This window comes from Salinicoccus siamensis (assembly GCF_055391965.1).
In genome coordinates, this window is sequence record NZ_AP043765.1 from 147,358 (window position 1) to 171,450 (window position 24,093).

The 24,093-nt window shown below is 49.4% G+C and carries 27 protein-coding genes, 7 tRNA genes and 1 pseudogene; 19 read left to right on the forward strand and 16 right to left on the reverse strand.

Annotated elements, in window-relative coordinates; all coding sequences use genetic code 11:
* The first annotated feature begins 92 nt into the window (after window positions 1–92).
* The 12 genes from folP (at window position 93) to ACZ5LF_RS00780 (ending at window position 5,022) form a co-directional block, all read left to right on the forward strand.
* Entirely contained in the window at window positions 93–881 is a 789-nt protein-coding gene (gene folP, locus ACZ5LF_RS00725; RefSeq protein ID WP_380570693.1) for a dihydropteroate synthase, read from the forward strand.
* Window positions 874–1,239 carry a dihydroneopterin aldolase gene (gene folB / locus ACZ5LF_RS00730; RefSeq protein WP_380570694.1) on the forward strand — a complete coding sequence of 122 codons (366 nt, stop codon included), beginning with the start codon at window positions 874–876 and terminating at the stop codon, window positions 1,237–1,239. Before folP ends, folB begins: the two co-directional genes overlap by 8 nt.
* Window positions 1,239–1,715, forward strand: coding sequence for a 2-amino-4-hydroxy-6-hydroxymethyldihydropteridine diphosphokinase (gene folK, locus ACZ5LF_RS00735; RefSeq protein WP_344703685.1), 477 nt, complete (start codon window positions 1,239–1,241; stop codon window positions 1,713–1,715). The genes folB and folK overlap by 1 nt, the downstream gene beginning before the upstream one ends.
* Window positions 1,708–2,703 (forward strand): tRNA dihydrouridine synthase DusB, encoded by a 996-nt coding sequence (gene dusB, locus ACZ5LF_RS00740; protein WP_380570695.1) that lies wholly within the window; start codon window positions 1,708–1,710, stop codon window positions 2,701–2,703. Before folK ends, dusB begins: the two co-directional genes overlap by 8 nt.
* Before the next feature lie 12 nt (window positions 2,704–2,715).
* Entirely contained in the window at window positions 2,716–4,203 is a 1,488-nt protein-coding gene (lysS, locus tag ACZ5LF_RS00745; protein ID WP_380570696.1) for a lysine--tRNA ligase, read from the forward strand.
* Window positions 4,204–4,326: 123 nt separating this feature from the next.
* Window positions 4,327–4,402, forward strand: a tRNA-Val gene (locus ACZ5LF_RS00750).
* 16 nt (window positions 4,403–4,418) lie between these two features.
* Window positions 4,419–4,494, forward strand: a tRNA-Thr gene (locus tag ACZ5LF_RS00755).
* 57 nt (window positions 4,495–4,551) lie between these two features.
* Window positions 4,552–4,626 (forward strand) — tRNA-Gly (locus ACZ5LF_RS00760).
* A 42-nt stretch (window positions 4,627–4,668) separates the two neighbouring features.
* A tRNA-Arg gene (locus ACZ5LF_RS00765) sits at window positions 4,669–4,742 on the forward strand.
* 11 nt (window positions 4,743–4,753) lie between these two features.
* Window positions 4,754–4,827 (forward strand) — tRNA-Pro (locus tag ACZ5LF_RS00770).
* A 24-nt stretch (window positions 4,828–4,851) separates the two neighbouring features.
* Window positions 4,852–4,924: transfer RNA gene (locus ACZ5LF_RS00775), tRNA-Ala, on the forward strand.
* 24 nt (window positions 4,925–4,948) lie between these two features.
* Window positions 4,949–5,022: transfer RNA gene (locus ACZ5LF_RS00780), tRNA-Ile, on the forward strand.
* A gap of 70 nt (window positions 5,023–5,092) precedes the next feature.
* Here ACZ5LF_RS00780 and pdxR read toward each other — a convergent pair.
* Window positions 5,093–6,427, reverse strand: a complete 1,335-nt coding sequence (pdxR, locus tag ACZ5LF_RS00785; protein WP_380570697.1) for a MocR-like pyridoxine biosynthesis transcription factor PdxR — start codon at window positions 6,425–6,427, stop codon at window positions 5,093–5,095.
* 99 nt (window positions 6,428–6,526) lie between these two features.
* Between pdxR and pdxS the strand changes: the two genes are divergently transcribed.
* The 4 genes and pseudogenes from pdxS to ACZ5LF_RS00805 all read left to right on the forward strand — a co-directional run bounded on the left by pdxS (window position 6,527) and on the right by ACZ5LF_RS00805 (window position 8,612).
* Complete coding sequence (gene pdxS, locus ACZ5LF_RS00790) at window positions 6,527–7,411, forward strand: pyridoxal 5'-phosphate synthase lyase subunit PdxS (protein ID WP_380570698.1); 885 nt, start codon at window positions 6,527–6,529, stop codon at window positions 7,409–7,411.
* On the forward strand, window positions 7,411–7,992 hold the full coding sequence (gene pdxT, locus ACZ5LF_RS00795) for a pyridoxal 5'-phosphate synthase glutaminase subunit PdxT (protein ID WP_380570699.1): 582 nt from the start codon (window positions 7,411–7,413) through the stop codon (window positions 7,990–7,992). The genes pdxS and pdxT overlap by 1 nt, the downstream gene beginning before the upstream one ends.
* Window positions 7,993–8,276: 284 nt before the next feature.
* A pseudogene (locus ACZ5LF_RS00800) lies at window positions 8,277–8,474 on the forward strand (branched-chain amino acid transport system II carrier protein); the annotation flags it as partial.
* The gene (locus ACZ5LF_RS00805; protein WP_380570840.1) at window positions 8,469–8,612 is read left to right on the forward strand and encodes an IS3 family transposase; all 144 of its coding nucleotides are present in this window, start codon (window positions 8,469–8,471) and stop codon (window positions 8,610–8,612) included. The pseudogene ACZ5LF_RS00800 and the gene ACZ5LF_RS00805, both read left to right, overlap by 6 nt.
* Before the next feature lie 64 nt (window positions 8,613–8,676).
* On the opposite strand, the gene ACZ5LF_RS00810 is transcribed toward ACZ5LF_RS00805, so the two are convergent.
* From ACZ5LF_RS00810 to ACZ5LF_RS00865, 12 genes are all read right to left on the reverse strand, one after another.
* Window positions 8,677–9,684 carry an ABC transporter substrate-binding protein gene (locus ACZ5LF_RS00810; RefSeq protein WP_380570700.1) on the reverse strand — a complete coding sequence of 336 codons (1,008 nt, stop codon included), beginning with the start codon at window positions 9,682–9,684 and terminating at the stop codon, window positions 8,677–8,679.
* Between the two features lie 24 nt (window positions 9,685–9,708).
* On the reverse strand, window positions 9,709–10,488 hold the full coding sequence (locus ACZ5LF_RS00815; RefSeq protein ID WP_380570701.1) for an ABC transporter permease: 780 nt from the start codon (window positions 10,486–10,488) through the stop codon (window positions 9,709–9,711).
* Window positions 10,421–11,263, reverse strand: coding sequence for an ABC transporter ATP-binding protein (locus ACZ5LF_RS00820; RefSeq protein ID WP_380570703.1), 843 nt, complete (start codon window positions 11,261–11,263; stop codon window positions 10,421–10,423). Before ACZ5LF_RS00820 ends, ACZ5LF_RS00815 begins: the two co-directional genes overlap by 68 nt.
* A gap of 145 nt (window positions 11,264–11,408) precedes the next feature.
* Window positions 11,409–12,032 carry a bifunctional phosphoribosyl-AMP cyclohydrolase/phosphoribosyl-ATP diphosphatase HisIE gene (hisIE, locus tag ACZ5LF_RS00825; RefSeq protein ID WP_380570704.1) on the reverse strand — a complete coding sequence of 208 codons (624 nt, stop codon included), beginning with the start codon at window positions 12,030–12,032 and terminating at the stop codon, window positions 11,409–11,411.
* Entirely contained in the window at window positions 12,029–12,793 is a 765-nt protein-coding gene (gene hisF / locus ACZ5LF_RS00830; protein WP_380570705.1) for an imidazole glycerol phosphate synthase subunit HisF, read from the reverse strand. Before hisF ends, hisIE begins: the two co-directional genes overlap by 4 nt.
* Window positions 12,790–13,491, reverse strand: coding sequence for a 1-(5-phosphoribosyl)-5-[(5-phosphoribosylamino)methylideneamino]imidazole-4-carboxamide isomerase (gene hisA, locus ACZ5LF_RS00835; RefSeq protein ID WP_380570706.1), 702 nt, complete (start codon window positions 13,489–13,491; stop codon window positions 12,790–12,792). Before hisA ends, hisF begins: the two co-directional genes overlap by 4 nt.
* On the reverse strand, window positions 13,492–14,067 hold the full coding sequence (gene hisH, locus ACZ5LF_RS00840; RefSeq protein WP_380570707.1) for an imidazole glycerol phosphate synthase subunit HisH: 576 nt from the start codon (window positions 14,065–14,067) through the stop codon (window positions 13,492–13,494).
* Window positions 14,064–14,642 carry an imidazoleglycerol-phosphate dehydratase HisB gene (gene hisB / locus ACZ5LF_RS00845; RefSeq protein ID WP_344703667.1) on the reverse strand — a complete coding sequence of 193 codons (579 nt, stop codon included), beginning with the start codon at window positions 14,640–14,642 and terminating at the stop codon, window positions 14,064–14,066. Before hisB ends, hisH begins: the two co-directional genes overlap by 4 nt.
* Window positions 14,587–15,621 carry a pyridoxal phosphate-dependent aminotransferase gene (locus ACZ5LF_RS00850; RefSeq protein ID WP_344703665.1) on the reverse strand — a complete coding sequence of 345 codons (1,035 nt, stop codon included), beginning with the start codon at window positions 15,619–15,621 and terminating at the stop codon, window positions 14,587–14,589. The genes hisB and ACZ5LF_RS00850 overlap by 56 nt, the downstream gene beginning before the upstream one ends.
* 4 nt (window positions 15,622–15,625) lie before the next feature.
* Window positions 15,626–16,858 carry a histidinol dehydrogenase gene (gene hisD, locus ACZ5LF_RS00855; RefSeq protein WP_380570708.1) on the reverse strand — a complete coding sequence of 411 codons (1,233 nt, stop codon included), beginning with the start codon at window positions 16,856–16,858 and terminating at the stop codon, window positions 15,626–15,628.
* Window positions 16,855–17,460 (reverse strand): ATP phosphoribosyltransferase, encoded by a 606-nt coding sequence (gene hisG / locus ACZ5LF_RS00860; protein WP_344703661.1) that lies wholly within the window; start codon window positions 17,458–17,460, stop codon window positions 16,855–16,857. Before hisG ends, hisD begins: the two co-directional genes overlap by 4 nt.
* Window positions 17,457–18,260 (reverse strand): ATP phosphoribosyltransferase regulatory subunit, encoded by an 804-nt coding sequence (locus tag ACZ5LF_RS00865; protein ID WP_380570709.1) that lies wholly within the window; start codon window positions 18,258–18,260, stop codon window positions 17,457–17,459. Before ACZ5LF_RS00865 ends, hisG begins: the two co-directional genes overlap by 4 nt.
* A 162-nt stretch (window positions 18,261–18,422) precedes the next feature.
* Here ACZ5LF_RS00865 and ACZ5LF_RS00870 point away from each other — a divergent pair, with 162 nt between their 5' ends.
* Window positions 18,423–18,710, forward strand: a complete 288-nt coding sequence (locus tag ACZ5LF_RS00870; protein ID WP_344703657.1) for a YerC/YecD family TrpR-related protein — start codon at window positions 18,423–18,425, stop codon at window positions 18,708–18,710.
* Between the two features lie 92 nt (window positions 18,711–18,802).
* Here ACZ5LF_RS00870 and ACZ5LF_RS00875 read toward each other — a convergent pair whose 3' ends face one another.
* Window positions 18,803–19,765, reverse strand: a complete 963-nt coding sequence (locus tag ACZ5LF_RS00875) for an arsenic resistance protein (protein WP_380570710.1) — start codon at window positions 19,763–19,765, stop codon at window positions 18,803–18,805.
* Window positions 19,766–20,093: 328 nt separating this feature from the next.
* Between ACZ5LF_RS00875 and ACZ5LF_RS00880 the strand changes: the two genes are divergently transcribed.
* Window positions 20,094–20,471 (forward strand): hypothetical protein, encoded by a 378-nt coding sequence (locus ACZ5LF_RS00880; RefSeq protein ID WP_380570711.1) that lies wholly within the window; start codon window positions 20,094–20,096, stop codon window positions 20,469–20,471.
* An 83-nt stretch (window positions 20,472–20,554) separates the two neighbouring features.
* On the opposite strand, the gene ACZ5LF_RS00885 is transcribed toward ACZ5LF_RS00880, so the two are convergent.
* Together ACZ5LF_RS00885 and ACZ5LF_RS00890 are read right to left on the reverse strand one after the other, a co-directional pair.
* Window positions 20,555–21,358 carry an ABC transporter permease subunit gene (locus ACZ5LF_RS00885; protein WP_464759526.1) on the reverse strand — a complete coding sequence of 268 codons (804 nt, stop codon included), beginning with the start codon at window positions 21,356–21,358 and terminating at the stop codon, window positions 20,555–20,557.
* A gap of 2 nt (window positions 21,359–21,360) precedes the next feature.
* Window positions 21,361–22,248 (reverse strand): ABC transporter ATP-binding protein, encoded by an 888-nt coding sequence (locus tag ACZ5LF_RS00890; protein ID WP_380570841.1) that lies wholly within the window; start codon window positions 22,246–22,248, stop codon window positions 21,361–21,363.
* A gap of 192 nt (window positions 22,249–22,440) precedes the next feature.
* Here ACZ5LF_RS00890 and ACZ5LF_RS00895 point away from each other — a divergent pair, with 192 nt between their 5' ends.
* The gene (locus ACZ5LF_RS00895; protein ID WP_380570713.1) at window positions 22,441–24,093 is read left to right on the forward strand and encodes an McrB family protein; all 1,653 of its coding nucleotides are present in this window, start codon (window positions 22,441–22,443) and stop codon (window positions 24,091–24,093) included.

A 24,093-nucleotide genomic window follows, 5' to 3' on the forward strand; every position in this document is an offset into this window, starting at 1 on the left:
GGATATGGTATTTTATTTTGTCTTTGGGAGGATTATATTTCATGCTTGAGTTATGATATACTACACCTAATATTGTGGAAAAGGGTGAGTGTATGGAGCGCCTTCAAATCATGGGCATATTGAATGTGACGCCGGATTCCTTCAGTGATGGCGGCCAGTATAATTCAGTGGAGGATGCTGTCGCCCGTGCTGAAAAGATGGTTTCAGAAGGTGCCGACATCATCGATGTCGGGGGCTATTCGACCCGTCCCGGGCACAGCACAATCAGTATAGAAGAAGAAATCGAAAGGGTCGTCCCTGTCATTGAAGCGATTCGCGGAATAGGTGCGGATATAGCGGTCGACACATTCAGGAGCGAAGTTGCAAAGAGCGCCCTGGAGGCTGGTGCGACGATGATCAATGACCAGTGGCGGGGCCAATACGATGAAAAGATATTCGATGTCGTGAGCGACTACGACGTCCCGATTTTTCTGATGCACAATAATACCCATGGAACGTACGGAGATGTGGTACGGGATATGATCGGGGAGCTCGAGACTTCCATTAAGATGGCCAAATCCCGTGGCGTCAAGGCGGACAAAATCTGGATTGACCCCGGTATCGGGTTTGCGAAGACGCGTGAAGAGGAGCTTGAAGTCATGCGGCGCCTAGAGGAGCTGGTGGCAACAGGTTATCCTGTACTTTTGGCCACAAGCCGTAAACGCATGATCAAGGAATTGATGACTGAAGAATTGCCGGCTGCCGAACGTGACGAAGCCACTGCCGCAACGACGATCTATGGTATCGATAAAGGAGTCAGGGCGGTGCGCGTCCATAATGTCCGGCTTAATCGGAAGATTGCTGACGCCTACATCAAGCTCAAGGAGGATCTCGATGGATAACATTAAGATAAATGGCATTAAAACATATGCGTATCACGGGGTATTTGATGCGGAGCGTCAGCTGGGACAATTCTTCATCACAGATGTCACCATGCACCTCGATCTGACAGCCGCCTCCACGACGGATGATCTCGATCTGACGGTCAATTACGGCGAAGCCTATAAGTTGATAGAAGATGTGATTGCAGGGGAACCTGTCAACCTTATAGAATATTTGGCGGGAAAGGTGTCGCAGACCTTGTTTGACCGATATGATAAAATAGTAGGAGTAGAAGTGACGATAACTAAAGTGAACCCTCCAATTGAAGGGCACTACGAAAACGTCAGCATCACTCTGAATAGAAAGCGGGAAAATTAATGGCGGTTGTATATTTAGGATTGGGAAGCAATATTGGAAAACGCAGCGATAACCTGGAGATGGCCATCCAAAAACTTGATGAGCAGCCAGAAGTGGAAGTCGTAAAACGTTCTTCGATAATCGAAACCCTGCCATACGGAAAGACGGATCAGCCTGACTTTTTGAATATGTGTCTGATGATCAAAACCCGTGTCTCACCACTTGAGCTTCTGGAGCTGATCCACATCATCGAACATGATATGGGGCGTGTCAGGGAAGAAGTCTGGGGGCCCAGGACAATTGATATCGACATACTGCTCTACGAAGATCTGGAGCTTGAACTGGATGAGTTGACCATTCCGCACGTTGAGTTGCATAAGCGTGACTTTGTCCTTAACCCACTCTCAGAAATCGCCGCAGATGTCGTCCACCCCACTTTCGGCAAGACGATCGGCACCTTGAAGAAAGAGCTTGAAGCAGGTGGGCACAATGTTTAAAATCGGTGATGTTGAGATAAATAACAGGGTCGTCCTTGCCCCTATGGCTGGGGTGTGCAATGTGGCCTTCAGATTGACTGTGAAAGAATTCGGGGCCGGCCTTGTATGTGCGGAAATGATCAGTGATAAGGCTCTTCTGTTCGGCAATGAAAAGACTAAGCGCATGCTGTATATCGATGAAAATGAACATCCGATGTCACTCCAGATATTCGGCGGTGAGAAGGAGACGCTCGTCGAAGCGGCGAAATATGTGGATGAGAACACCTCAGCTGACATCATTGACATCAATATGGGGTGCCCGGTATCCAAAATCATCCGGTGTGAGGCCGGTGCGCGTTGGCTACTGGATCCCGAGAAGATATATGACATGGTCAATGCTGTCGTTCAGAATGTCTCCAAGCCGGTGACCGTCAAAATGAGGATCGGATGGGATAGCGCGCATATTTATGCAGTGGAGAACGCAAGAATGGCCGAAAAAGCAGGCGCCGCTGCGATCACGATGCACGGACGTACCCGCGAGCAGATGTACGAAGGGCAAGCGGATTGGGAAATCATCCGCCAGGTCAAGGCGGCGGTGGACATTCCTGTCATCGGCAACGGCGATGTCACGTCGCCGGAGCTGGCCCAGAAGATGCTCGATGAAACAGGGGTCGACGCAGTCATGATCGGCCGTGAGGCGCTTGGTAACCCGTGGATGATCTACCGCACGGTGCATTACTTGGAAACAGGTGAACTCATCGGGGAGCCCGATCTGAAAGAGAAGATGGATGTACTTAAACTGCATATGGACCGTCTGATCGACCTTAAAGGTGAGAAGGTGGCACTTATGGAGATGCGCAAACATGCTTCTTGGTATATGAAGAATATAAAGGGCAATGGCCGGATAAGGAAAGGGATCAACCAATCTGAAACGAGATCCCAGCTTGTTGAAGTGCTCGATGAATTCGTAGCGGAACATCAAGCAAACAATACAGAATTAATAGTATAGGAGAGAGAAACTGTGAGTGAAGAAATAAACGACCAGATAAATGTCAGAAGAGAAAAAATGCAGCAGCTTATCGATCTTGGCATGGATCCTTTCGGTTCGAAATACGAACGTACAGCATATTCAAGTGATCTGAAGGAAGAATGGGATGCATTCTCTAAAGAAGAGCTTGCTGAAAAGGAAGACCAATCTGAGACGATGATCGCAGGCCGCCTGATGACCAAGCGTGGTAAAGGTAAAGCCGGATTTGCGCATATCCAGGACATCAACGGCCAGATCCAGATCTATGTCAGGAAGGATCAGGTGGGTGAAGCCGATTTTGAAATATGGCAGCAGGCGGACCTTGGAGATATCGTCGGGGTCAAAGGTGTGATGTTCAAGACCAACACGGGAGAACTATCCGTCAAGGCACAGGAGTTTACGCTGCTGACTAAGGCACTGCGCCCATTGCCTGACAAGTACCATGGCCTAAAAGATGTTGAAGAGCGTTACCGCAGACGCTACCTCGATCTGATTACGAGTGAAGACTCAAAAGAGACGTTCATTAAACGCAGTAAAATCATCCAGGAGATGCGCAACTATCTGAACCAGCGCAATTTCCTTGAAGTCGAGACACCGATGATGCATACGATTGCAGGCGGGGCACAGGCACGGCCTTTCGTGACACACCACAATGCCCTTGATATGGAGCTGTTCATGCGTATCGCAATAGAACTGCATCTGAAGCGCCTGATTGTCGGAGGTCTCGAAAAAGTCTACGAAATCGGCCGTGTGTTCAGGAATGAAGGCATTTCAACGCGCCACAACCCGGAATTCACGATGATTGAATTGTATGAAGCATATGCAGATTTCAACGATATCATGGACCTTACGGAAGAGATGGTCGCCCATATCGCCAAAAACATCAATGACACGACAGTCGTCGAATATGGCGGTGAAGAAATCGATCTGACACCAAGGTGGAAACGGGTGCATATGGTCGAGGCGGTCAAAGAGAAGACGGGCGTCGACTTCTACAGCGTAGAATCTGATGAGGAAGCCCACGCACTCGCCAAAGAGCATGGTATCGAAGTACGTGATAATATGCAGTATGGTCACATATTGAACGAGTTCTTTGAACAGAAAGTGGAAGAGACGCTCATTCAGCCGACATTCGTCTATGGCCATCCAGTTGAGATTTCACCACTGGCTAAACAAAACGCCGACGATCCAAGGTTTACAGACCGCTTCGAGCTGTTCATCGTCGGGCGCGAGCACGCCAATGCATTCACGGAACTCAACGACCCGCTCGATCAGAGAAGGCGCTTTGAAGCTCAAGTTGCCGAGAAAGAAGCGGGTAACGACGAAGCGCATGACATGGATGAAGACTTCCTGGAATCGCTTGAATACGGCATGCCGCCTACAGGCGGGCTCGGTATCGGCATAGACCGCCTGGTGATGCTGCTGACCGATTCTGCATCCATCCGGGATGTGCTGCTGTTCCCTTATATGAGGCAGAAATAGTAATGGAATGTACTCCAGAAAATTCTGGAGTGTATTTTTATTCCATTTAAAATGTAAAGAAGGTTGACTTTATGGTGCCAAATGGAGTATGATGGAAAAGGTTGATGGTGAAATGATCATCCAGGAGAATTAGCTCAGCTGGGAGAGCATCTGCCTTACAAGCAGAGGGTCGGCGGTTCGAACCCGTCATTCTCCACCATTTAAGTCCATACTCAGCCGCTCTAGCTCAATTGGCAGAGCAACTGACTTGTAATCAGTAGGTTGGGGGTTCGATTCCTCTGGGCGGCACCATTTTACTCTTGACGTACCAGGAATTAATTGATAAAGTAATATCTGTTAAACTTATTTGCGGAAGTAGTTCAGTGGTAGAACACCACCTTGCCAAGGTGGGGGTCGCGGGTTCGAATCCCGTCTTCCGCTCCATTTTTTATTAAGCGGTTATGCCGTTTTATTTTTTTTGCTTATGCGCCCGTAGCTCAATTGGATAGAGCGCTTGACTACGGATCAAGAGGTTAGGGGTTCGACTCCTCTCGGGCGCGCTCAATAACCACGGGAAGTAGCTCAGCTTGGTAGAGCACTTGGTTTGGGACCAAGGGGTCGCAGGTTCGAATCCTGTCTTCCCGACTCTTATTTTCATATTTACATCATGGGGGCTTAGCTCAGCTGGGAGAGCGCCTGCTTTGCACGCAGGAGGTCAGCGGTTCGATCCCGCTAGTCTCCACTTTCATTTTCAATTACATAACAGGGGCCTATAGCTCAGCTGGTTAGAGCGCACGCCTGATAAGCGTGAGGTCGGTGGTTCGAGTCCACTTAGGCCCACTCAAAAGACATGGAAATATCCATGTCTTTTTATTTTGCACCAATTGGGCTGATTTGCGGTCGTTACGCCTCAAACCCCTGCTTCCTCGAGGAAACGATCCAGTATGTCGATTATCTCCCGGGTGTCCTTTTCCCCGATGCCCACGATGATGGTGTCTCCGAGGTCCCTTTCATAGGAATAGACGTTGCCATGGACCAGTCCATGATTGTCTGCCGCTTCTTCAAGATCCATCCCGGGGATCCTGATGATGAAGTGCATGCCTGTATGTTCCCCGTGTATTTCAACATCATGATGCGCTGCAATCCATGCGGTGATGGACTCCATCTTCTTCCGGTAGACTTTCCGCATCCTGTTGATGTGACGGGTCAGGTAGCCCTGTTCCATGAAGCGGGCGACGATGTGCTGCATCTGCCGGGGGACATTGCACGAGAGCTCCTTCTCATAATAAAGCTCTGCAAGTGAGGCCGGCAGCACCATGCAGGAGAGCCGAAGGGAGGGATAGAGGGATTTCGAAAATGTACTCATGTATATGGTGCGGTCGTTCTGGTCGAGCCCCTGGAGGGAAGGCAAAGGGCGTCCCGTATACCTGAACTCACTGTCGTAGTCGTCTTCGATGATGAAGTGGTCATTGCTGCTCGCATGGTTCAGCAGCTGGATGCGCTTCTGGAGGGACATGACGGCTCCGCTCGGGAACTGATGGGAGGGTGTGACGTGGACCACCGGATGGGCGAGGTCCGCCACCTGATTGATATCTATGCCATCTTCAAGCACCCGGGCCGTGTCCATGCCACTGTCGAGCCGATCGAGCACTTTTCTAATGACCGGGTAGCCGGGATCTTCAATCGTCATCTTGGGATACTTCAGCAGATACAGTACCTGTTCGAGCAGGAATTCCGTCGAAGGACCGATGAAAACCTGGTCTGTGGAACATGTGACCCCCCGGTTGATGTTCAGGTAATGCCTGATCTGCTCCTTCAGCACAGTTTCCCCACTTTCCTCCCCTTTATTCAGCAGTTCGTCATCTGAATAGACTTCCCGGGCGATCTGCTTCAGGACATCGCTCTGGACGAGTGTCGTATCGATGGTGCCAAGGGGGAGGGTGTAGGTTTTCTTTTCGGGTCGTCTGATTTCCGGTGCGGTGGCCGATGCCACCTGCTTCAGCTGTTCAATCGCGGATACATAGAATCCGCTCTTCTCCCTGCTGTAGATCAGGTCTTCATCCAGCAGCAGGTTATAGGCATGTTCGATCGTCGTCTGGCTGATAGAAAGATCCGCCTTCAGCTGCCTTTTGCTTGGAAGCTTCTCATCGTTTGCGAGTTCTCCCTTCAGTATCTGCTCCTTCAGTGCACTGTATAGTTGTTCGAAGAGTGGTGTCTCCGACTGCCTGTCCAAATTGATCAGCATCATCTGACCTCCTAAAATTATTCTGAACTGATACTTCTAAGTATTCAGATTTAATTTTATACTATTCCAATATAATATCAATAGAAGGAGTCGTTATAGATGCAGCAGACAGGTACTGAAAAAGTTAAAAGAGGAATGGCGGAAATGCAGAAGGGCGGCGTCATCATGGATGTCGTCAACGCAGAACAGGCGAAGGTCGCCGAGGCGGCAGGAGCCGTGGCAGTCATGGCACTGGAGCGTGTGCCATCCGATATCCGTGCAGCAGGCGGTGTGGCAAGGGCATGTGACCCGAGGATCGTCGAAGAGGTGATGAACGCCGTCTCCATCCCGGTCATGGCGAAATGCAGGATCGGCCACATCACGGAAGCCCGTGTACTGGAAGCGATGGGCGTCGACTACATCGACGAATCCGAAGTGCTCACGCCAGCAGATGAAGTCTTCCACCTGAAGAAGGATGATTATAAAGTGCCGTTCGTATGCGGCTGCCGGAACATCGGTGAAGCGGCAAGGCGCATAGGAGAAGGTGCAGCCATGCTCAGAACGAAAGGGGAGCCGGGTACAGGCAACATCGTGGAAGCGGTGAGGCATATGCGCATGGTCAACCAGCAGGTCCGCCAGATTACTGTAATGAGCGATGACGAGCTTATGACCGAGGCGAAGAACCACGGTGCACCATATGACATCTTGAAGGAGATAAAGGAACTGGGCAAACTGCCGGTCGTCAATTTTGCAGCCGGAGGCGTGGCGACACCACAGGATGCGGCACTGATGATGGAACTTGGTGCAGACGGCGTATTCGTCGGTTCCGGTGTATTCAAATCAGACAATCCTGAGAAGTTCGCCAAAGCGATCGTGGAAGCAACCACCCACTATCAGGACTACGAACTGATCGGCAAGCTTGCTAAGGAACTCGGTACAGCGATGAAAGGCCTCGACATCAACCAGCTCTCCCTCGAAGACAGGATGCAGGAGCGCGGCTGGTAATGAGGATCGGTGTACTTGCCCTGCAGGGGGCTGTGAGGGAACACCTGCAGATGGTTGAGGCATGTGGCCAGGAAGCGGTCGCCATCAAGCGTGTCGAAGAACTCACGGACATTGACGGCCTCATCCTTCCCGGAGGTGAGTCTACAGCCATACGGCGTCTCATGGACCGCTACGGCTTCACAGAAGCATTGAGGGAAAGCGACTTGCCGATGTTCGGGACCTGTGCCGGTGTCATCCTGCTCGCTGAAAGGATCATCGGTCAGGAGGGCGGACATCTCGGCAAACTCGAAATCACCGTCGAACGCAATTCATTCGGCAGGCAGGTGGACAGCTTCGAGGCCGAACTTGATATTGAAGGCATCGGGGAAAAGGCGCTTGCCGTCTTCATCCGGGCGCCCCATATCGATGCTGTCGGTGAAGGCGTGCAGGTGCTGTCGAAGGTGGGGGAGAAGATCGTCGCAGTGCGTTCCGACCGCCATCTCGGCATCTCTTTCCACCCTGAACTGACGGATTCGCTCGTCTTTCATCGCTACTTCATCGAAATGGTGCAGGAAAATATGACAAAAGAAGTATTGGCATAAAATTAAGGTGCAGAGCTCAAAATGAGTTCTGCACTTTTTTGATTTGAAATTAATCAATTCCCTTTATCCATCATATTGACAATATTTATAAAAGTCATATAATTGGTGAGGTGTTTTCATATCATCTTTATAACAGATGACTCCCGTATGGGGAGGGAGCCTGTAATATTATCCATAGTGAACGGATTTCTAAACTGATGGGGATCAGGGGAATTATCGAGAGGAGTGCCGCGGCATGACTGCCGTCCTTAAAATGGTGCTTTTTTTATTCTAGGAGTGTTCTGATGAATCGTTTAACATTAATTTCCGGCCTGATGCTTTTTTCATTGTTCTTCGGGGCGGGCAAACTGATATTCCCTCCAATGCTAGGACACCAGGCAGGTGTGGACATGTGGCCGGCGATGGCCGGTTTCATCGTCACTGGTGTATTGCTGCCGCTTCTGGCTGTTATTGTCGTGGCCTATTTCGATGAAGGGGTGGACCATAAAGCCTGCCCGTCCTTTGAAGCATTGAAGCATGCGGTTGGAAATTATATCAATAAGTATAATAATGAAAGATACCAATGGGGGTTAAAAAGAATGACCCCGGTACAATACCGAGGTCATCTACTCGCAGCATAACGCTTTTTTTAAACTGTCTAAATTATGGGTTACAGTTCAATGCTCCCCCTTCCTTTTTTGATTTCTATTCTTCTTCCAGGACCGCATCCAGATACTCCCTGTTCACGAGCCCTTCGACATCATCGGATGGAATATAACCGGCTTCCATGCTGATGGTCGCCATCTCCTGGATCACATCTTCGTTGATTTCATAGGCCGGGTTCAGACGATTGCTGGCTTCGAGTGTTTCATCGAAGTCGAGGGCATTACCCGTGATCTCTTCTATGTGGTCGACGAAGATCTGCACCGCCTCTTCATTGTTGTTTTCAATGAAATCGATGGCTTCCAGGTGTGCCCTCAAGTAGTCCTGTGTGAGCTCCGGATTGTTTTCTGTAAACGTGTTGTTTGCTGTAACGACCGTTGTCGTCAAGTCGGTCCCCCATGCAAACTCTTCTTCATCAAGCAGGATGGATGCATCAGCCTGGTTTTCAAGGAATACACCCCAAGGCTCCTGGGTGGCTGCTGCATCGACATCACCCTGAAGGAAGAGTGTGGAAGTGTCGGCGGGTGCCTGTGGCACGAGGCTCACTGTGCCGCCTGCGTCTTCAATGTTCAGACCGACTTCCTGAAGCTCCTTGCGGAGCATGATGTCCTGAGTGGAGCCGATGGTCGGTACTGCGATCCGCTTGCCGTCCAGGTCTTCAACACTTTCGATTCCCGAGTCTTCTGCTGTTGCGAGTACGGCGCCTCCATTGACCGCGCCTGCAATGATTTCATGTCCTGCGTTGCGCTGGAATGTCGTCGTGGCAGGTGTCGGACCGACGGTTCCAATGTCGAATTCTTCGGTCGACAGAGCCTCCATGAAGGCACTGCCATTCGGGAATGTCATCGTATCGATGGTTATGTCCTCTCCGAAGGCTTCTTCAAAGTAACCATTCTCCAATGCGACGATGGTTGCGATATGCGTAAAGTTCGGGAAGTACGCAATGCGGACTTCCTCTGCCGTGTCTTCGGCACTGCTGTTTTCTTCGCCGCCGCATCCTGCGATGATGAGGAGCAGCAAGGCAGTGAGTACAGGTAGAAATTTTTTCATATTGGAATTCCCTCCATGCTGATTTTAGGTACCGATACCCCAGCGTCTTGAGACGGACCGTTCCATTCTCAGGAAGACCTGGTTATCGATGATGGTGCCGATGATGCCGATGACGATCATGATGGACAGTACGAGGTCCATTGCCTGGATTGACCGTCCGAGGTCCAGCAGGTGGCCGAGCCCGCCAGCCGCACCGAGCAGTTCACCGGCCATGATGGCTCGCCATGCGAATGCCCATGCAACACGCAGCCCCGATATGATGTGGGGGATGGAAGCGGGTATGATGACGGTCCGCAGCAGATGGGTGCCTGAGGCCCCGAGCGTTCGTGCAGCATCGATGTAGATGCTCGGGACATTTTTGAATCCGGCGCTCGAATTGACAGTCATCGTCCATGTCGCCCCGATGGCAACGATGAACAGGATGGCGACATTGCCGAGTCCGAACCATACGATGGCGAGTGGAAACCACACGATGCTCGGGATGGACTGGAGTGCCGTTACGAAGAATCCGAGTGTATCATCGACCCATTTGTAGCGCGCGATGAGGAATCCGAATGTAAGTCCGAGTATGACAGCAATGAAGAATCCGATCAGAAGCCTCCCAAGGGTGATGCCGGTGGCTTCTAAAATCTGTCCGGAAAGTATACCCGTGATGAGTGTCTTTATTACAGTCACCCCGCCTGAATCATTGGGGATGATCAGGGGAGGAAACATGAATGTCGGGAAAAGCTGCAGTTTAGATATGACTTCCCATATCGCTATGATCATGATCACGAACGTTATCCGTCTTAAAACGGTAGTCATCGCCGAACTCCTCCTTCAGTACTTTATTCATCTCTTCTTCCAGTTCGGCCATGACACGCTTCTCCATGTCGACGATGACACTGTCTGAAGGGTTGCGTGGCCGGGAGGCCTGTACTGTGAATGATTTCTTGATGGTGCCCGGCCGTGTACTCATCAGGAGGACGCGGTCGGATAATGTCAGGGCTTCCCTGATATTGTGGGTGATGAATAGAATCGTCTTGCCCGTCTTCTGCCAAATGTCCTGGAGTTCCTGATGCAGGACGAGGCGTGTCTGTTCATCCAGTGCCGCGAATGGCTCATCCATCAGCAGGACGTCCGGGTCCATGACGAGCGCCCGTGCAATAGCCACACGCTGCTTCATGCCTCCGGACAGTTCATGCGGATAGGCGCCGGTGAAATTGCCGAGGTGGACCATGCGCAGGCCATCCATCGCCTTCTCCTCAGCCTCTGACTTGCTCATCTTCTTGATCTTCAATCCATATGTGACGTTCTCAAGCACTGTCATCCATGGAAAGAGTCCGCCTTCCTGGAAGACTACGACCCGATCGGTGCCCGGGCCGGTTATCGGTGTATCATTGACCCTCAGCTCCCCTGAAGAAGGGTGGCTCAACCCGGCGATCAGCTTCAGTATCGTCGATTTGCCGCACCCTGAAGGTCCGAGGAGGGAGACGAATTCCCCTGCTTCAATACTGAAATCGATGTCCTGAAGCACAGGGAGAGTTTCATTCTTTCCTTTGGTGAAGGACTTGTTCACGTTCTTCAAATCCACTTTCATTGCATATCAACCCTCTGTATTATTCTGACGTTAATTATATGAATTATATATGAGGAATACTTCAATTACAAGTTCCCAAGTAGGAATTAAATCATCAATTTCTGAAAACATAAAAATCCCCTTGAAAACTTCAAGGGGACGGCAACTACCATTCTTCTATTTCTCCACGGACCTTGTAGGAAAGGTTCTCTCCGTGGCGCGCTTCGAGCCGGGCTTCCACATCTCCAAGGGAGACGCCCTGGTGCTTGAGCAGCACGAGGGTATGGTAGAGGAGGTCGCTCGTTTCATCGATGAGCTCCTCCCGATCACCATTCTTTGCCGCGATGACGACTTCAGTCATCTCCTCGCCGCATTTCTTCAGGATCTTGTCGATGCCTTCATCGGTGAGGTATTTCGTGTAGGAGCCTCCCTCAGGATTCTCCACTTTGTGGTCGACGATCTTTTCAAGCGTCTGCAGATTGAAATGATCGTCGCCGAAGCAGCTCTGTGTGCCGAGGTGGCAAGTCGGGCCCTTCGGTTCGACCTGGATGAGAAGGGCATCCGAATCGCAGTCCAGTGCCATGCTTTTGACGACCTGGATATTGCCGCTCGATTCCCCCTTTTTCCAGAGGCGTTCCTTTGAACGGGAGTAGAACCATACCATTCCTTCCTCGAGAGTCTTCTGGTATGCAGTTTCATCCATAAAGCCATTCATCAGGACCTGTCCGGTACGTATATCCTGCAAAATGGCGGATAGGAGGCCGCCCCCTTTTTCGAAATCCGGTTTCATGTGATCCTCACCTCTATATCGCTAGCTTTCAATTTTTGTTTCAGATCTTCTATTTCAACTTCTTCATTATGGAAGATGGAAGCGGCCAACCCTGCAGAAACATCCGTTTCATTGAAGAGTTCGACGAAATGTTCCGCCTTGCCGGCGCCCCCGCTCGCAATGATCGGAATCTCGACTGATTCATTGGCTTTAGTCAGAAAATCGATGTCGAAACCTTCCTTTACTCCGTCATGGTCGATGCTCGTGATCAGCAGCTCCCCGGCGCCGAGGGATTCACATTGCGCAATCCACTTGAATGCGGGAATCTCAGTCTTTACGGATCCCCCGTGGGTATGGACGAAATAATCCCCGGCTTCAGCATCGTATTTCACATCGACGGCGACACAGATGCACTGGCTGCCGAACATCCGGCTGGCTTCTTCTATCAGCTGTGGATTTTTGATCGCCGCAGAGTTGATGCTGACTTTGTCGGCCCCTGCATTCAGAAGATCGCGTATATCTGAAACGGATGAAATGCCGCCGCCTATAGTAAGGGGGATGAAGAGTGTTTCAGCTGTATTCCTGATGACATCAAGCATCAGATCATGGCCCTTCTGGGTCTTTGAAATATCGAGGAAGACGAGCTCATCAGCCCCGGCTTCATTGTAGCGGGTGGCGAGCTCGACCGGGTCCCCGATATCTCTTAACCCGACGAAGTTTATCCCTTTGACGACCCGCCCCTCTGTCACATCAAGACAGGGTATGATACGTTTTTTGATCATGTGATATCCCTCCAGAAGTCATCATTGTGGCTTGCCTTGCCGACGATGGCGTCATGGATGCCCATCGCTTTAAGCGCATCGAGGTCTTCCTTGTTCCGGATGCCGCCGCTTGCGATGACGGTGTGGTGCGTCAAGTCGTTGATGCGCCCCGTATTTTCAAGATTCGGGCCCTGCCCCATGCCGTCTTTGGCGATATCTGTATAGATGATGCCCGCGAGTGCCAGATCTTCAATTTTTTCTAGGTAATCATCGATCGTGATGCCGCTGTTTTCGGTCCAGCCATTTACATAGATGTCGTTCTGTCTGGCATCGATGCCAACGAAAATCCTGTCCGGGAACTTCTCCACTGCCGACCTGAGCCATTCCATATCCATGATGGCCCGGGTGCCGAGGATGAAATGATCGATGCCGATTGCGTCATAGTGCTCAATCGTGTCAATGCTTCTGAGTCCGCCACCAATCTGGATCGGCAGGTGGGTCTCTCGTTTCAACTTCTGGACGAGCGTCGTTTCCGTGGCGTCCTGCTTCAAAGCACCCATCAGATCGACGATATGGATGCGTGAAACTTGCTTGAAGCCGCTGTAGAATTTAACGGCTTCTTCAGGTGTGCGTGCCATCGCAGACTTTTTGCCGTAATCTCCTTGTGTGAGGCGGACATTCTGTCCATCGATGATGTCGATTGCCGGGATGATGTTCATCTATATGCCTCCTTCAATGGCCTGTTTGAGGATTTCGAGGCCTGCGCGGCCTGACTTTTCCGGATGGAACTGGATGCCGGTGATATGCCCTTTTTTGACGACTGCCGGAATGTCGATGCCGTATTCGGATGTTGCAATGACGGTATCGGTCCGGGTGGCGATATAACTGTGGATGAAATAGAGGTCCTTGCCATCCAAGACTTGGCTGTGGCTTGAGAGCGTATTCCAGCCAAGGTGCGGCACCGGATGCGCTGTCTCCATACGCACGATATCGCCGGGCAACAGGCCCAGCCCCTTGACGTTCCCTTCGGTACTGTGTTCGAAAAGGAGCTGCATGCCGAGGCATATCCCGATCAGTGGCTTATTTTCAGCCAGTTTAAGGAGTGTCGGCTTAAGGCCAGAAGTCTCGATGTGTGTCATGGCATGACCGAAATGGCCGACGCCGGGCAGCAGAATGGTGTCACATTCCTTCAGCACTTCGTAGTCGCTTGAAAAGAGGCTCGGGTAGTCCAACTTATCAAGGGCGTTTTTGACGTTTTGTATATTGCCGAGTGAATAGTCGATGATGCCGATCATTCGATGACACCCTTTGATGAAGGGACGCCCATGCTGCTCGGCTGCAGTGCGGCGGCAAGGCTTCTGGCGAATGCCTTGAAGATGGCCTCGATTTCATGGTGGGTATTGCCGCCCTTCAATAGGTCGATATGGAGTGTCATGCGGCTGTTCATGCTGACGGCATTAAAGAATTCCATCACAAGCTCAGTGTCGAAGTTTCCGACTGTCGACTTTGAAAACTCCGCCTGGAAATTGAGGTGCGGGCGGCCGGAGAGGTCGAGTATCACGCGGGCCAGCGATTCATCCATCGGAATATACGTGGTGCCGTAACGCTGATAGGATGCCTTCGCCGTATACAATTCGCGGATGAGCTGCCCCAATATGATGCCGACATCTTCCACAGTGTGGTGTGCATCAACTTCCAGGTCACCCTGTGCTGAAATCTCCATATGAAGGCCCGAATGGAATGAGAGGAGGGTCAGCATATGGTCGAAGAAGCCGGAGCCTGTTTTGATGGAAGAGGCGCCGGGTGACTTTTCCTCATCGAGTGCTATTGAGATTGCCGTTTCTTTTGTCGTGCGTTCCTTGCTGATCATGTCGATTGCTCCATTCTTTGATTAGTTGGTTGAACCGGTCATAGTCTTCATGCTTTATGATGGAGTATCTGACCGCCTCATCGAGTGGTGCCGTGTCGTACATCCGTGGCTGATAGCCGCGCGTCTTCATGAAATGGCCGAGGTCGCGTGCATGCTCACCGTATGTGAAGATGAAGTTTGTGGAGGACTCGAGCACGGCCACTTCATCGGAAATATTGCCGAGGGCAGCCGCGAGCTGTCTTTTTGACTCCAACTGGTACTCGATGAATGCCTCGAGTGCCTCACGATCTTCGAAAATGCGGCTGGCGATGTTCAAAGACAGCGCGTTGACGGGATACGGGTGGTTGATCCGTGTAATCCTCCTGAATGCTTCCCCTTCGCCGATGGCGATGCCGATGCGCAGTCCGGCCACTCCGAACATTTTGCTCAATGTGCGGATGATCAGTACATGCTGGCCGGTCGGGCGCACATATGGCGAGGCGAATTCATAATAGGCTTCATCAAGTATGAGGTAACCACCATGTGACGCCATCGCGTCCGACAGCCGCTGCAGGTCGTCCGGGCTGAACATCTGCCCGGTCGGATTGTGCGGCACCGATATGAGGAAGAGGGAAGGCCGTTTCGCCTCCACTTCCCCTATGACTGCCGAGAAATCGAAAAGGAAGTCGTCATCGCACGGGATGGTGTGGACAGGTACATCTATTTGACGGGCGTATTCGTGATACATGACAAAATCAGGTTCGAGCGTCATGACGCCGCCTTGGCCAAGTGTCATGATCGCCTTCTGGATCCATTCGTCAGAGCCGTTTGCGACTTCGACGGTATCGCTGCCGATATCATAATAATCGGCGTAGAGGCGCTTGAAGCGGCCTATCTCGACGCTCGGATATTCATTTAAAGCAGTTTCTCCTACAGCTTCCATCAGGGCTTCATGGCTGAGCGGTGGCAGGGGGCTCGTGTTGCGGTCCATATGAATCATATCGTCACTCCATTCGGATATCCAAAGATTGGTGATGGGCGTTGAGGCCTTCGCGCTGTGCTATGATTTTTGCCGGTGGTGCAATTGTTCCGTAAGTGTCTTTTTCGATGGAGATGACAGCATGGCTCGTCAGGAAATCATTGATGTTCAAGCCATGGCTGAAGCGGCCTGTGCCATCCGTCGGAAGTACATGGGAAGGCCCTGCCGCATAGTCGCCGATCGCTTCAGGTGAATAGTAGCCATTGAAGACGGCGCCGGCATACTTGATGTTCGATATGATCATCTCAGCATCTTTATGCTGGATTGAAACGTGCTCTGGGGCCACATCATTGATCAGGCTGATTAGGGACTCGCGTGAATCGACGATGCGGTAGTGGTTGTGGGCGATGGATTGGTGGATGATGCTGCTGCGTGACTGCTGATCCATCAGCGCGTCCATCCGTTCTGCAATCCGATCGATGACCGCCGGGTCCTCACTGAGGAGGAATGTCCGTGCGTTGGCATCGTGCTCCGCCTGGGCGAAAATATCATACACGATGGCATCGATATGCACAGCATCGTCCACATAGATCAGTATTTCACTCGGTCCGGCGATCATGTCGATGCCGACTTGGCCGAACAGCAGGCGTTTGGCGAGTGCGACATAGTAATTGCCGGGTCCTACGATCTTGTCGACTTTTGGAATCGATTCGGTACCGTAGGCGAGTGCTGCAATCGCTTGGGCGCCGCCTGCCGTATAGACATTTTCTACCCCACATGCGTAAAGTGCGGCGAACGTGATGTTGGTCGACTCGAAAGTCGGGGTGACGGCATGGATCTCCTGAACGCCCGCTGCAATCGCGGGCACGACTGTCATCAGTACGCTTGAGGGATAAAGGGCAGTGCCGCCCGGGATGTAGACCCCGACCTTTTCAAGCGGGTGATAGACATACTGGAATTCTCCCTCTGCTTTATCTTCATATTTGATGCTGAGCTGATACTGCTCAATCCGCCGACGGATTGTTTCGAACGCCTCTTTTTCCTCATATGACAATGCATCATAACTTTCCTCGAGCCTTTCTTTAGGCACTTTGAAGGACTCCGGTGATTGTCCGTCGAACTGTTCGGTATAGCTTAGTAGCGCTGCATCCCCTTCTGTACGGACGCGTTCGATGATCTCCATGACCCCTTTGTAGCCTTCGAATCCGGCCGTCTCCTGTTCTTTTTTGAAGTTGGCCTTAAACGCCGCTGCATTCATTCAATCACTCCAATCTCAGTCAGGAAGCCATATATTTCATCTTCCTTTGTATAGAAAGTCCGTTTGTTCGCAATCAGGCGCGCATGGATATCCATGATTTTTTCATATTCGACCAGGCCGTTATCTTTCAAGGTGCTGCCTGTCTGGACGATATCGACGATGCCGTCCGACAAGCCAAGGAGCGGCGCGAGTTCCACCGAGCCATTCAAGTGGATCAGGGAAATATCCTGCTTCTTGTTTTTGAAGTGCTCTTTTGCGATATTCGTATATTTCGTTGCGATCACTCCGAAACTTTCCTGGCCGGGCAGAGCTGCTACAGAGAAATGGCAGTCCCCAAACGGCAGCTGCGACACATTCAATATGTTGAACGGATTCTCGGTGATGATGTCCGAGCCGACGATGCCGAGGTCCGCGACACCGCTCTCTACATAAGTCGGCACATCCGGTCCCTTGGCGAAGATGAATTTGACATTGTTCACTATCGTGTAGAGTGAACGCGTCTCATCTTCGAGTGCAGTGCTGTAGTCGGCGAGGTCATTTTCACTCATATATTTCAGGAAGTCTTTGAAAAGGCGCCCTTTCGTCAGTGCCACAGTTATCATAATAACCCTCCATCGGATAGGTTTACAGCAATGCCGAAAGCACTGCTGTTGTATTCCCCGCCGCTTAGGAGCGGGTGGTCATGATCCAGGAATGCCTGGAAATAGAATCCGTTGTAGTAGGACTGGGGAGAGCGGAACGACAGGTCCAGCATGAATTTCATTCCATACTTCTCCAATGTCTGCCTGAGTCTCGCGATAAAGCGCATGATGTCATGTTCTGCAAACTCTTCAGTGACCAGATCAATCTGATCGCTGACTTTTGCAGACAGGAGTGCATAGAGTGGATGCTCCACTCCAAGACGTTTCCTCAGCTCGGATAGGTTCTTCTCATGCACAAGATGGCGTATGTCTCCGTCCAGTCCATATTTACTGAGGTAGAGGTCGAGCAGCGCATCATCGTTGACCACGATGGATTGGAACGACTGCGCATATCTATCGGTGATGAAGGACAGGTGCATATCGATGCTTTCCAGAATTTCATCATTGGCAGGGCGGTACAGTTCCACTCCTGCCTGATACACTGTCGTGTAATCTCGTACGACCGGACCGAAGTAGCCGAAGAAGCGCTGGTCAAGATGGTAGTTTTCGCTATAGTTCAGCAATGAACGCGTCCAATCGCTCCGTATGGAGAACAGCTGCTCATTGCGTTCGAGGATGATGGCCGAGGGATGATGGTGTTTATCTTCAATGGTGAAAGGCTCGACCATGTTCATATCCACCAGCCTATAATTTTCGGCGTCTAATAATCGGGTGTAATCCAGGGCAAATTCCAATCGTCGTGTGACCAGATCATTTTCCATGCAAAATCTCCTTTAATGCTTTAGCGTAATAAAGAATAATCAATAAGTCTGATAATAACAAAATATATGGATGGTGACAAGAGATTCGGGTACATTTTGTTCATCACTTTAAAATGCTAAAGTGTTTTGATATGATGAACATATTCAAATGGAGGGAAATATATGCAGATAGACAAGTTGAGGGGCCAGGAACTCGATGATCTGTTCGAAGGGATATTAAAGCTTGAAACGGTGGAGGAGTGCCATCAATTTTTTGATGACCTATGCACGACAAACGAAATGATTTCCCTTAAGCAGCGTTTCCAGGTGGCGAAGATGATAAAGGAAGGACAGACATACTCCAAAGTGCAGGATAAGACAGGTGCCTCCAGCGCTACAGTATCACGGGTTAAGCGGTGCCTGGATTACGGCAGTGACGGGTATCATACGATCATCGACCGGATGGATTGAGGCGACAAAGTGTTGAAATGATAAAAAGGCCTTGCTGTACTCAGCAAGGCCTTTTTTATGATGCCATCCCCTAAACGGACACCTCGTCATAATCATACTCTGCCAACACGATTTATGCGTAATAGAAGCAGCACTTTGGAGACAATCATCAGGACGGGCAATTCGATGAGCGGTCCGATGACCAGAGCCAATGCAATCAACGGCTGATCGGGAAAAGCTGTGACGGTAATCGCCAAGGCGACGGGGGAATTCCGTGCGATGATGGTAAGGCTCAAACTTGCCGTATCTTCGTAGGAGAACTTCATGCGTCTCCCCACCACTTGCGCAAGCATGAAATTGATGAAGAAGAAAAGCAGAATCGGGATGAGCAATATGTAGATGATTTCAAGGTTATCGAGCAGATGGTTCCCCTGTGACGCGAACATGGCCATGATCGCCAAAGAGAGGAAGATCATTTGCGCATTTGTAAAAAATGGAATCAGCCTGTCACTAAGCAAGTGTGCTTTCTTCCTCAAGGCATAGCGGGTCAGATGGGCGAGGACGAAGGGCAGGACCAATACCACCACCATACTCTGTCCGATGATCGATAATGGAACAGGCTGGATGGCGCCTGCAAAAATATACAGATAGACGGGCAGAAGCAGCATCTGGAGGATAAGGTTGACCGGCAGGATGGTCGTGGAGAGGGCAGTATTGCCTTTGGCGATGGCAGTGAACATCAGATACCAGTCCGTACATGGCGTGACCATCAGCATGATGAAGCCAATCCATAGGGTAGGATGATCGGCGAGAAACAGTGCACCGAGACCCCATGCCAAAATAGGCGACCATATGAAGTTGATGATGGCACCCGTGCCTAAAAACCTCATATTTTTAAAAGCGTGTTTCAACCGGGCCAAAGGAATCACCAGAAATAACCCGTAAAGCATAAAAAACAGGAAGGGTACAATGAAGTGTCCAGCATACGCTTCAACCACAGTGAATTGCCCGAGCAGCAGTCCGATGACTATGGCGGAGAAGATGGAGATCGTCTGATATTTTTCCAGCATGTTCATGGGAACACCCCTTCACTATCCATCAGATGAGCAAGTAGGCGATGATGGATACAAAAATATCACTAGGAATAGTTTACGCATGATCCTCACCTCATTCAAATGATTATTATATGCTGTGTAGTGTACGCTGAAAGATGCGGTTTGGATCACCAATGCAAGTGGCGCAGCTACACTATCTAGGTGGTTATATATAGCCCACAACGCATGGGTCGAAAATGTGATGAGTCGTAGAATCAGATTACCTGCTTTAGTTTAATATCTGATTATTCAGACATTTAATTGACATATTTTGTATGAATGTTATATTTGAAGTTAAGGAGGTCATTAAATGGGACAAACTTGGATTAAACTGTCCGTAGTCTATCTGGTCATCGGCATTTCAGTCGGGTTATTCATGTCATGGACGCTTCAATTGAATTGGGCTGCAGGACATGCCCACGTCAACGTCGTGGGATGGTTGTCGACCCTTGGGATCGGCGCAGTCCTGTCCATCTATCCACACCTCGCTAAGAACGGTCTCGGTATTGCCACGTTCTGGCTGTATCATATCGGTGTACCGTTATTTCTGTTCAGTACATTTTTTGTCCAGGTGAACCCTGGTGTCGCCCATATCTTTACGTTTACCGGCGGGCCGATGTTCCTGCTGGCCATCATTCTATTCGGAATCAATCTGTTTTTGAACCTGAATGTACCGAAAGAGGAATAAGCGCTTGCATTGAAATCAGTGTCTAATTGGCAGAAGCAGCGGTGCACAAACAGATGCGATAATATCTGCCGCTATATGAAATTCTATAGCGGCAGGTTCCTCTTTTTGAATATAAGGAGTGTCAGGACGCATGCGATTACACCGATTGATCCGAGAATTATCGAGGACATGAGAATATCCGCCTCGTCATTCGCAATCCGGCCAGGTTCATAGAGTGAGAATGGAGTGAAGTTGCGGATCCAATCGATATCCGTCACTATCTTTCCAATCATATCCATGCCGTAGAAGAGGAATGTGATGCCGCCTGCCAACGCAAAGGCATTCCTTTCGTCATTGAATAGCGCTGAAATGAGGAGTGAATAGCCGCCCACCGCAAAGAAAAGCAGGAATCCGACAAAGTTGATGTAGAAGAACTGGTCGAATGCGATGTTGCTTTCTATATCCACCAAAAACTCCGCGGCAATATATCCGCCAGCGAACGTCATCAGATGGATGAGGACGAGTCCACTCACGAAGACCAAAATCTGCGTCGCGATGATCTGGGTGCGGGATACGCGTGTTGATAACAGGTAGGCCATCGAACCGCGGTCGACGAGCCTCGCGATCAGCTGGATGGCGCTCATCACACTGAATATGCCCAAAATAATCAGGTAGAAAAGCCCATAATATTCTGCTGAGATGAACTGGCCATAACTGCTCAACGACTCCAATCCTAGCGCCCGGAGCAGTGGTTCGGGGAAGAGTTCGATCATCTTGTCGAATTCTTCCATATTATCGTTGAGCAAGGGGAACATTAAGGTCATGAGCGTGACATATATGGCGGACCCTAAACCGAAGCCGAGAAACATCTTCAAGTTGATCCTCATCATCTGTGTATAGAAGGACATATTCATGACTGCACCTCTTCCTTGCTGTAGTAATCCATGAAGATCTCTTCCAGACTCTGGTCATCTGCACTGATGTTTTTAACGTGGTATCCCGACAGAGTATTGATGAATACATCATAATTCCCCTGCAATTCTATCTTCACTGTAAGCTCGTCCACTTTTTCGGTCTTCATTTCAGATTCGAGGAGGGACGCCACTTCTTTCTTATCCGTCAACGTCACATTGAACGCCTTCCGCTGCATGGATTGCAGCTCATGTATGTTTTCGGTGGCGACTATCCTGCCATTCCGTATAATGGCCGCCCGATCGCACGTGCGTTCGATCTCAGCGAAGCTGTGTGAAGACATCAGAAATGTTTTACCACGTGCCTTTTCTTCCATGACCAGATCGATGAACAGGTTCTGCATTAAAGGATCCAGTCCTGACGTCGGTTCGTCCAGAATATAGATGTCCGGGTCATGCATGAACGTCGCCACAATCCCGACCTTCTGTTTCGTCCCCTTCGACATTTTACGGATGGACTCCTTCGGATCGAATTGGAGTTTATCAATAAGATCGGCACGGCGCGCCTTATCATGCACACCTTGGAGTCCTGCCATCATATTCAGGAATTGATGCCCCGTCATCCCATCCAAAAAAGCAATTTCACCCGGCAGGTAGCCGAGATGACTGCGTGCTGAGGATTGTTGATGCCATGCATCCAGCCCTTTGATCTTAGCGTAACCTTTTTGCGCCTTCATATATCCCATCAGATGCCGGATTGTCGTGGACTTTCCGCTGCCATTCGGCCCGAGAAAGCCAAAAACCTCACCGTCCTCAACATCGAAAGTCACATCGAAAATACCCTTTCCATTGGAAAACTCCTGAGTCAGATCTTTTATTTCTATCATCATGCTCACCCCTTGATTGATGGAATCGAAAATCATCTGTTGTGTTAATTTTACACCACCGCTTGAGCAGAGTCATTAATTATAGGGGAGGGGTCGATGATCTTGAAATATAGGAGTAATAAACCACATTTATATCTCCTTGAATTTGGAAAGTGATATTATTAAAGAAAAGACTAAGTGAGGAAGATTAATATGTTAAGAGAGGTAGAACTTTCAGAGAAGGACATCCAAGCTTTTATAGAATATGTAGACAGTTTTTTGGAAATATGCAAGAACTCTCTGGGACGGAAATCGAAAGATAAACGCGGCAGAACTCTTGATAATTATGTTGTTGGAGGTACTAAGAAGCCCATAATCGTTTCAAGGGACAAGTATAAAGTTCAACGATCTTTTGCTCATGGCAATAACTCATTGAATGCCTATCCATACGTCAATATATGGTGGCTCAGCCTGTTTTACGATTGGCAGGGTCAACAATGGGGACGGAAAGCCTTCTTCCTTTCCACAAAGCAGGAGTACTCAAAGTTGGATAAGACCTTACCCGAACCTAATGGAAGAGGCCTTCACTCTTACTATAAAAAGTGGTATGTCGCTGAAGACGGTTTGAGACTAGAAAATCAAAAAGATTATGAAGACATGCTTAAAAATATGATTATGCTGTATAACGATTTTACTCAAGAATCTGGTGCTGAGAGTAGTACACGGGAACTAAAGGAGAGATTATTGAGTTCAAAAAATATCATTCTTCATGGACCGCCGGGGACTGGTAAATCTTATATGGCAATGGAATTAGCCAAACAGATAACGGGGGACAATGAAGATCAGGTGGAATTTGTCCAATTCCATCCGAGTTATGATTATACAGACTTTGTGGAAGGCTTAAGGACAAAACATTATGGCAACAATGAGATTGGATTTGAAATAATGCCGGGCACTTTCATGAAGTTCTGTGATAAGGCAAGGTGTAATCAATCAGCGATGGATAACTTTGATGAGGCTTGGGAAATGTTACTCGAGGAAGCGAGAGAGAAAGAAGAACTATCTATACCATCTCTAACAGAAAGAAATATGATTAAGTTCCAATTATCGGCTAAAGATACGCTTCGATTTACGGACATAAAGGCAGGCACTTTAACTAAGCAGAATTTATATAATGTCTATAGAGGAGAGCAGGGACGTCCTTCTAATGCATATGATAATTATATGAGGGCAGTGCTTGAGTATATGAAAGAAAACCACGAGCTTCAAGGTTATGGAGAAGAGAGTGAAAAGAAATATGTTTTTATAATCGATGAAATTAATAGAGGGGAGATATCTAAAATATTTGGGGAACTCTTCTTCTCTCTTGATCCCGGGTACAGAGGAGAAAAAGGAGCCGTTATGACCCAATATCATACATTGCATTCTGGAGCAGAATATCCATTCCATGAAAAGTTCTATGTGCCTGAAAATGTCTATATAATCGGAACCATGAACGATATAGACAGAAGCGTGGAAAGTTTCGACTTTGCTATGCGCAGGCGATTCAGATTTATAGAGATCGAAGCAAAAGATAGTCTGAGCATGCTGAAGCAATTGGATGAGAGCCGGGTCACAGTAGATGATGTAGAAGAGCGACTGACAAGTGTAAATGAGAAGATAGAAGACATTCCAGGGTTGGATAAGGCTTACCATGTAGGGCCAAGTTATTTCTTGAAGCTGAAAGATGTAGATTATGACTTCGAAGTGCTATGGGATGAGTTCATACATCCATTGCTTAAAGAGTATTTGAGAAATCATATGGATGCAGAAGAACATTTGAATCAGCTCAAGGAGGCCTACTACCTCGGTAAAGAGGAGGAGTAG

What these genes read in the sequence shown, in the direction of transcription:
- hisF (WP_380570705.1), bottom strand. Translation starts at nt 12,793, where the DNA reads ATGATCAAAAAACGTATCATACCCTGTCTTGATGTGACAGAGGGGCGG.
- ACZ5LF_RS00850 (WP_344703665.1), bottom strand. Translation starts at nt 15,621, where the DNA reads ATGATTCATATGGACCGCAACACGAGCCCCCTGCCACCGCTCAGCCAT.
- hisH (WP_380570707.1), bottom strand. Translation starts at nt 14,067, where the DNA reads ATGATCGGCATCATCGACTATTCACTCGGCAATATACAAAACGTCAAA.
- ACZ5LF_RS00870 (WP_344703657.1), top strand. Translation starts at nt 18,423, where the DNA reads ATGCAGATAGACAAGTTGAGGGGCCAGGAACTCGATGATCTGTTCGAA.
- folK (WP_344703685.1), top strand. Translation starts at nt 1,239, where the DNA reads ATGGCGGTTGTATATTTAGGATTGGGAAGCAATATTGGAAAACGCAGC.
- pdxR (WP_380570697.1), bottom strand. Translation starts at nt 6,427, where the DNA reads ATGCTGATCAATTTGGACAGGCAGTCGGAGACACCACTCTTCGAACAA.
- ACZ5LF_RS00880 (WP_380570711.1), top strand. Translation starts at nt 20,094, where the DNA reads ATGGGACAAACTTGGATTAAACTGTCCGTAGTCTATCTGGTCATCGGC.
- hisG (WP_344703661.1), bottom strand. Translation starts at nt 17,460, where the DNA reads ATGATAACTGTGGCACTGACGAAAGGGCGCCTTTTCAAAGACTTCCTG.
- pdxS (WP_380570698.1), top strand. Translation starts at nt 6,527, where the DNA reads ATGCAGCAGACAGGTACTGAAAAAGTTAAAAGAGGAATGGCGGAAATG.
- ACZ5LF_RS00865 (WP_380570709.1), bottom strand. Translation starts at nt 18,260, where the DNA reads ATGGAAAATGATCTGGTCACACGACGATTGGAATTTGCCCTGGATTAC.
- ACZ5LF_RS00815 (WP_380570701.1), bottom strand. Translation starts at nt 10,488, where the DNA reads ATGACTACCGTTTTAAGACGGATAACGTTCGTGATCATGATCATAGCG.
- pdxT (WP_380570699.1), top strand. Translation starts at nt 7,411, where the DNA reads ATGAGGATCGGTGTACTTGCCCTGCAGGGGGCTGTGAGGGAACACCTG.
- ACZ5LF_RS00885 (WP_464759526.1), bottom strand. Translation starts at nt 21,358, where the DNA reads ATGTCCTTCTATACACAGATGATGAGGATCAACTTGAAGATGTTTCTC.
- hisIE (WP_380570704.1), bottom strand. Translation starts at nt 12,032, where the DNA reads ATGAAACCGGATTTCGAAAAAGGGGGCGGCCTCCTATCCGCCATTTTG.
- ACZ5LF_RS00895 (WP_380570713.1), top strand. Translation starts at nt 22,441, where the DNA reads ATGTTAAGAGAGGTAGAACTTTCAGAGAAGGACATCCAAGCTTTTATA.
- folB (WP_380570694.1), top strand. Translation starts at nt 874, where the DNA reads ATGGATAACATTAAGATAAATGGCATTAAAACATATGCGTATCACGGG.
- folP (WP_380570693.1), top strand. Translation starts at nt 93, where the DNA reads ATGGAGCGCCTTCAAATCATGGGCATATTGAATGTGACGCCGGATTCC.
- ACZ5LF_RS00820 (WP_380570703.1), bottom strand. Translation starts at nt 11,263, where the DNA reads ATGAAAGTGGATTTGAAGAACGTGAACAAGTCCTTCACCAAAGGAAAG.
- dusB (WP_380570695.1), top strand. Translation starts at nt 1,708, where the DNA reads ATGTTTAAAATCGGTGATGTTGAGATAAATAACAGGGTCGTCCTTGCC.
- hisD (WP_380570708.1), bottom strand. Translation starts at nt 16,858, where the DNA reads ATGAATGCAGCGGCGTTTAAGGCCAACTTCAAAAAAGAACAGGAGACG.
- hisA (WP_380570706.1), bottom strand. Translation starts at nt 13,491, where the DNA reads ATGAACATCATCCCGGCAATCGACATCATCGATGGACAGAATGTCCGC.
- ACZ5LF_RS00875 (WP_380570710.1), bottom strand. Translation starts at nt 19,765, where the DNA reads ATGAACATGCTGGAAAAATATCAGACGATCTCCATCTTCTCCGCCATA.
- ACZ5LF_RS00810 (WP_380570700.1), bottom strand. Translation starts at nt 9,684, where the DNA reads ATGAAAAAATTTCTACCTGTACTCACTGCCTTGCTGCTCCTCATCATC.
- ACZ5LF_RS00890 (WP_380570841.1), bottom strand. Translation starts at nt 22,248, where the DNA reads ATGATAGAAATAAAAGATCTGACTCAGGAGTTTTCCAATGGAAAGGGT.
- hisB (WP_344703667.1), bottom strand. Translation starts at nt 14,642, where the DNA reads ATGATCAGCAAGGAACGCACGACAAAAGAAACGGCAATCTCAATAGCA.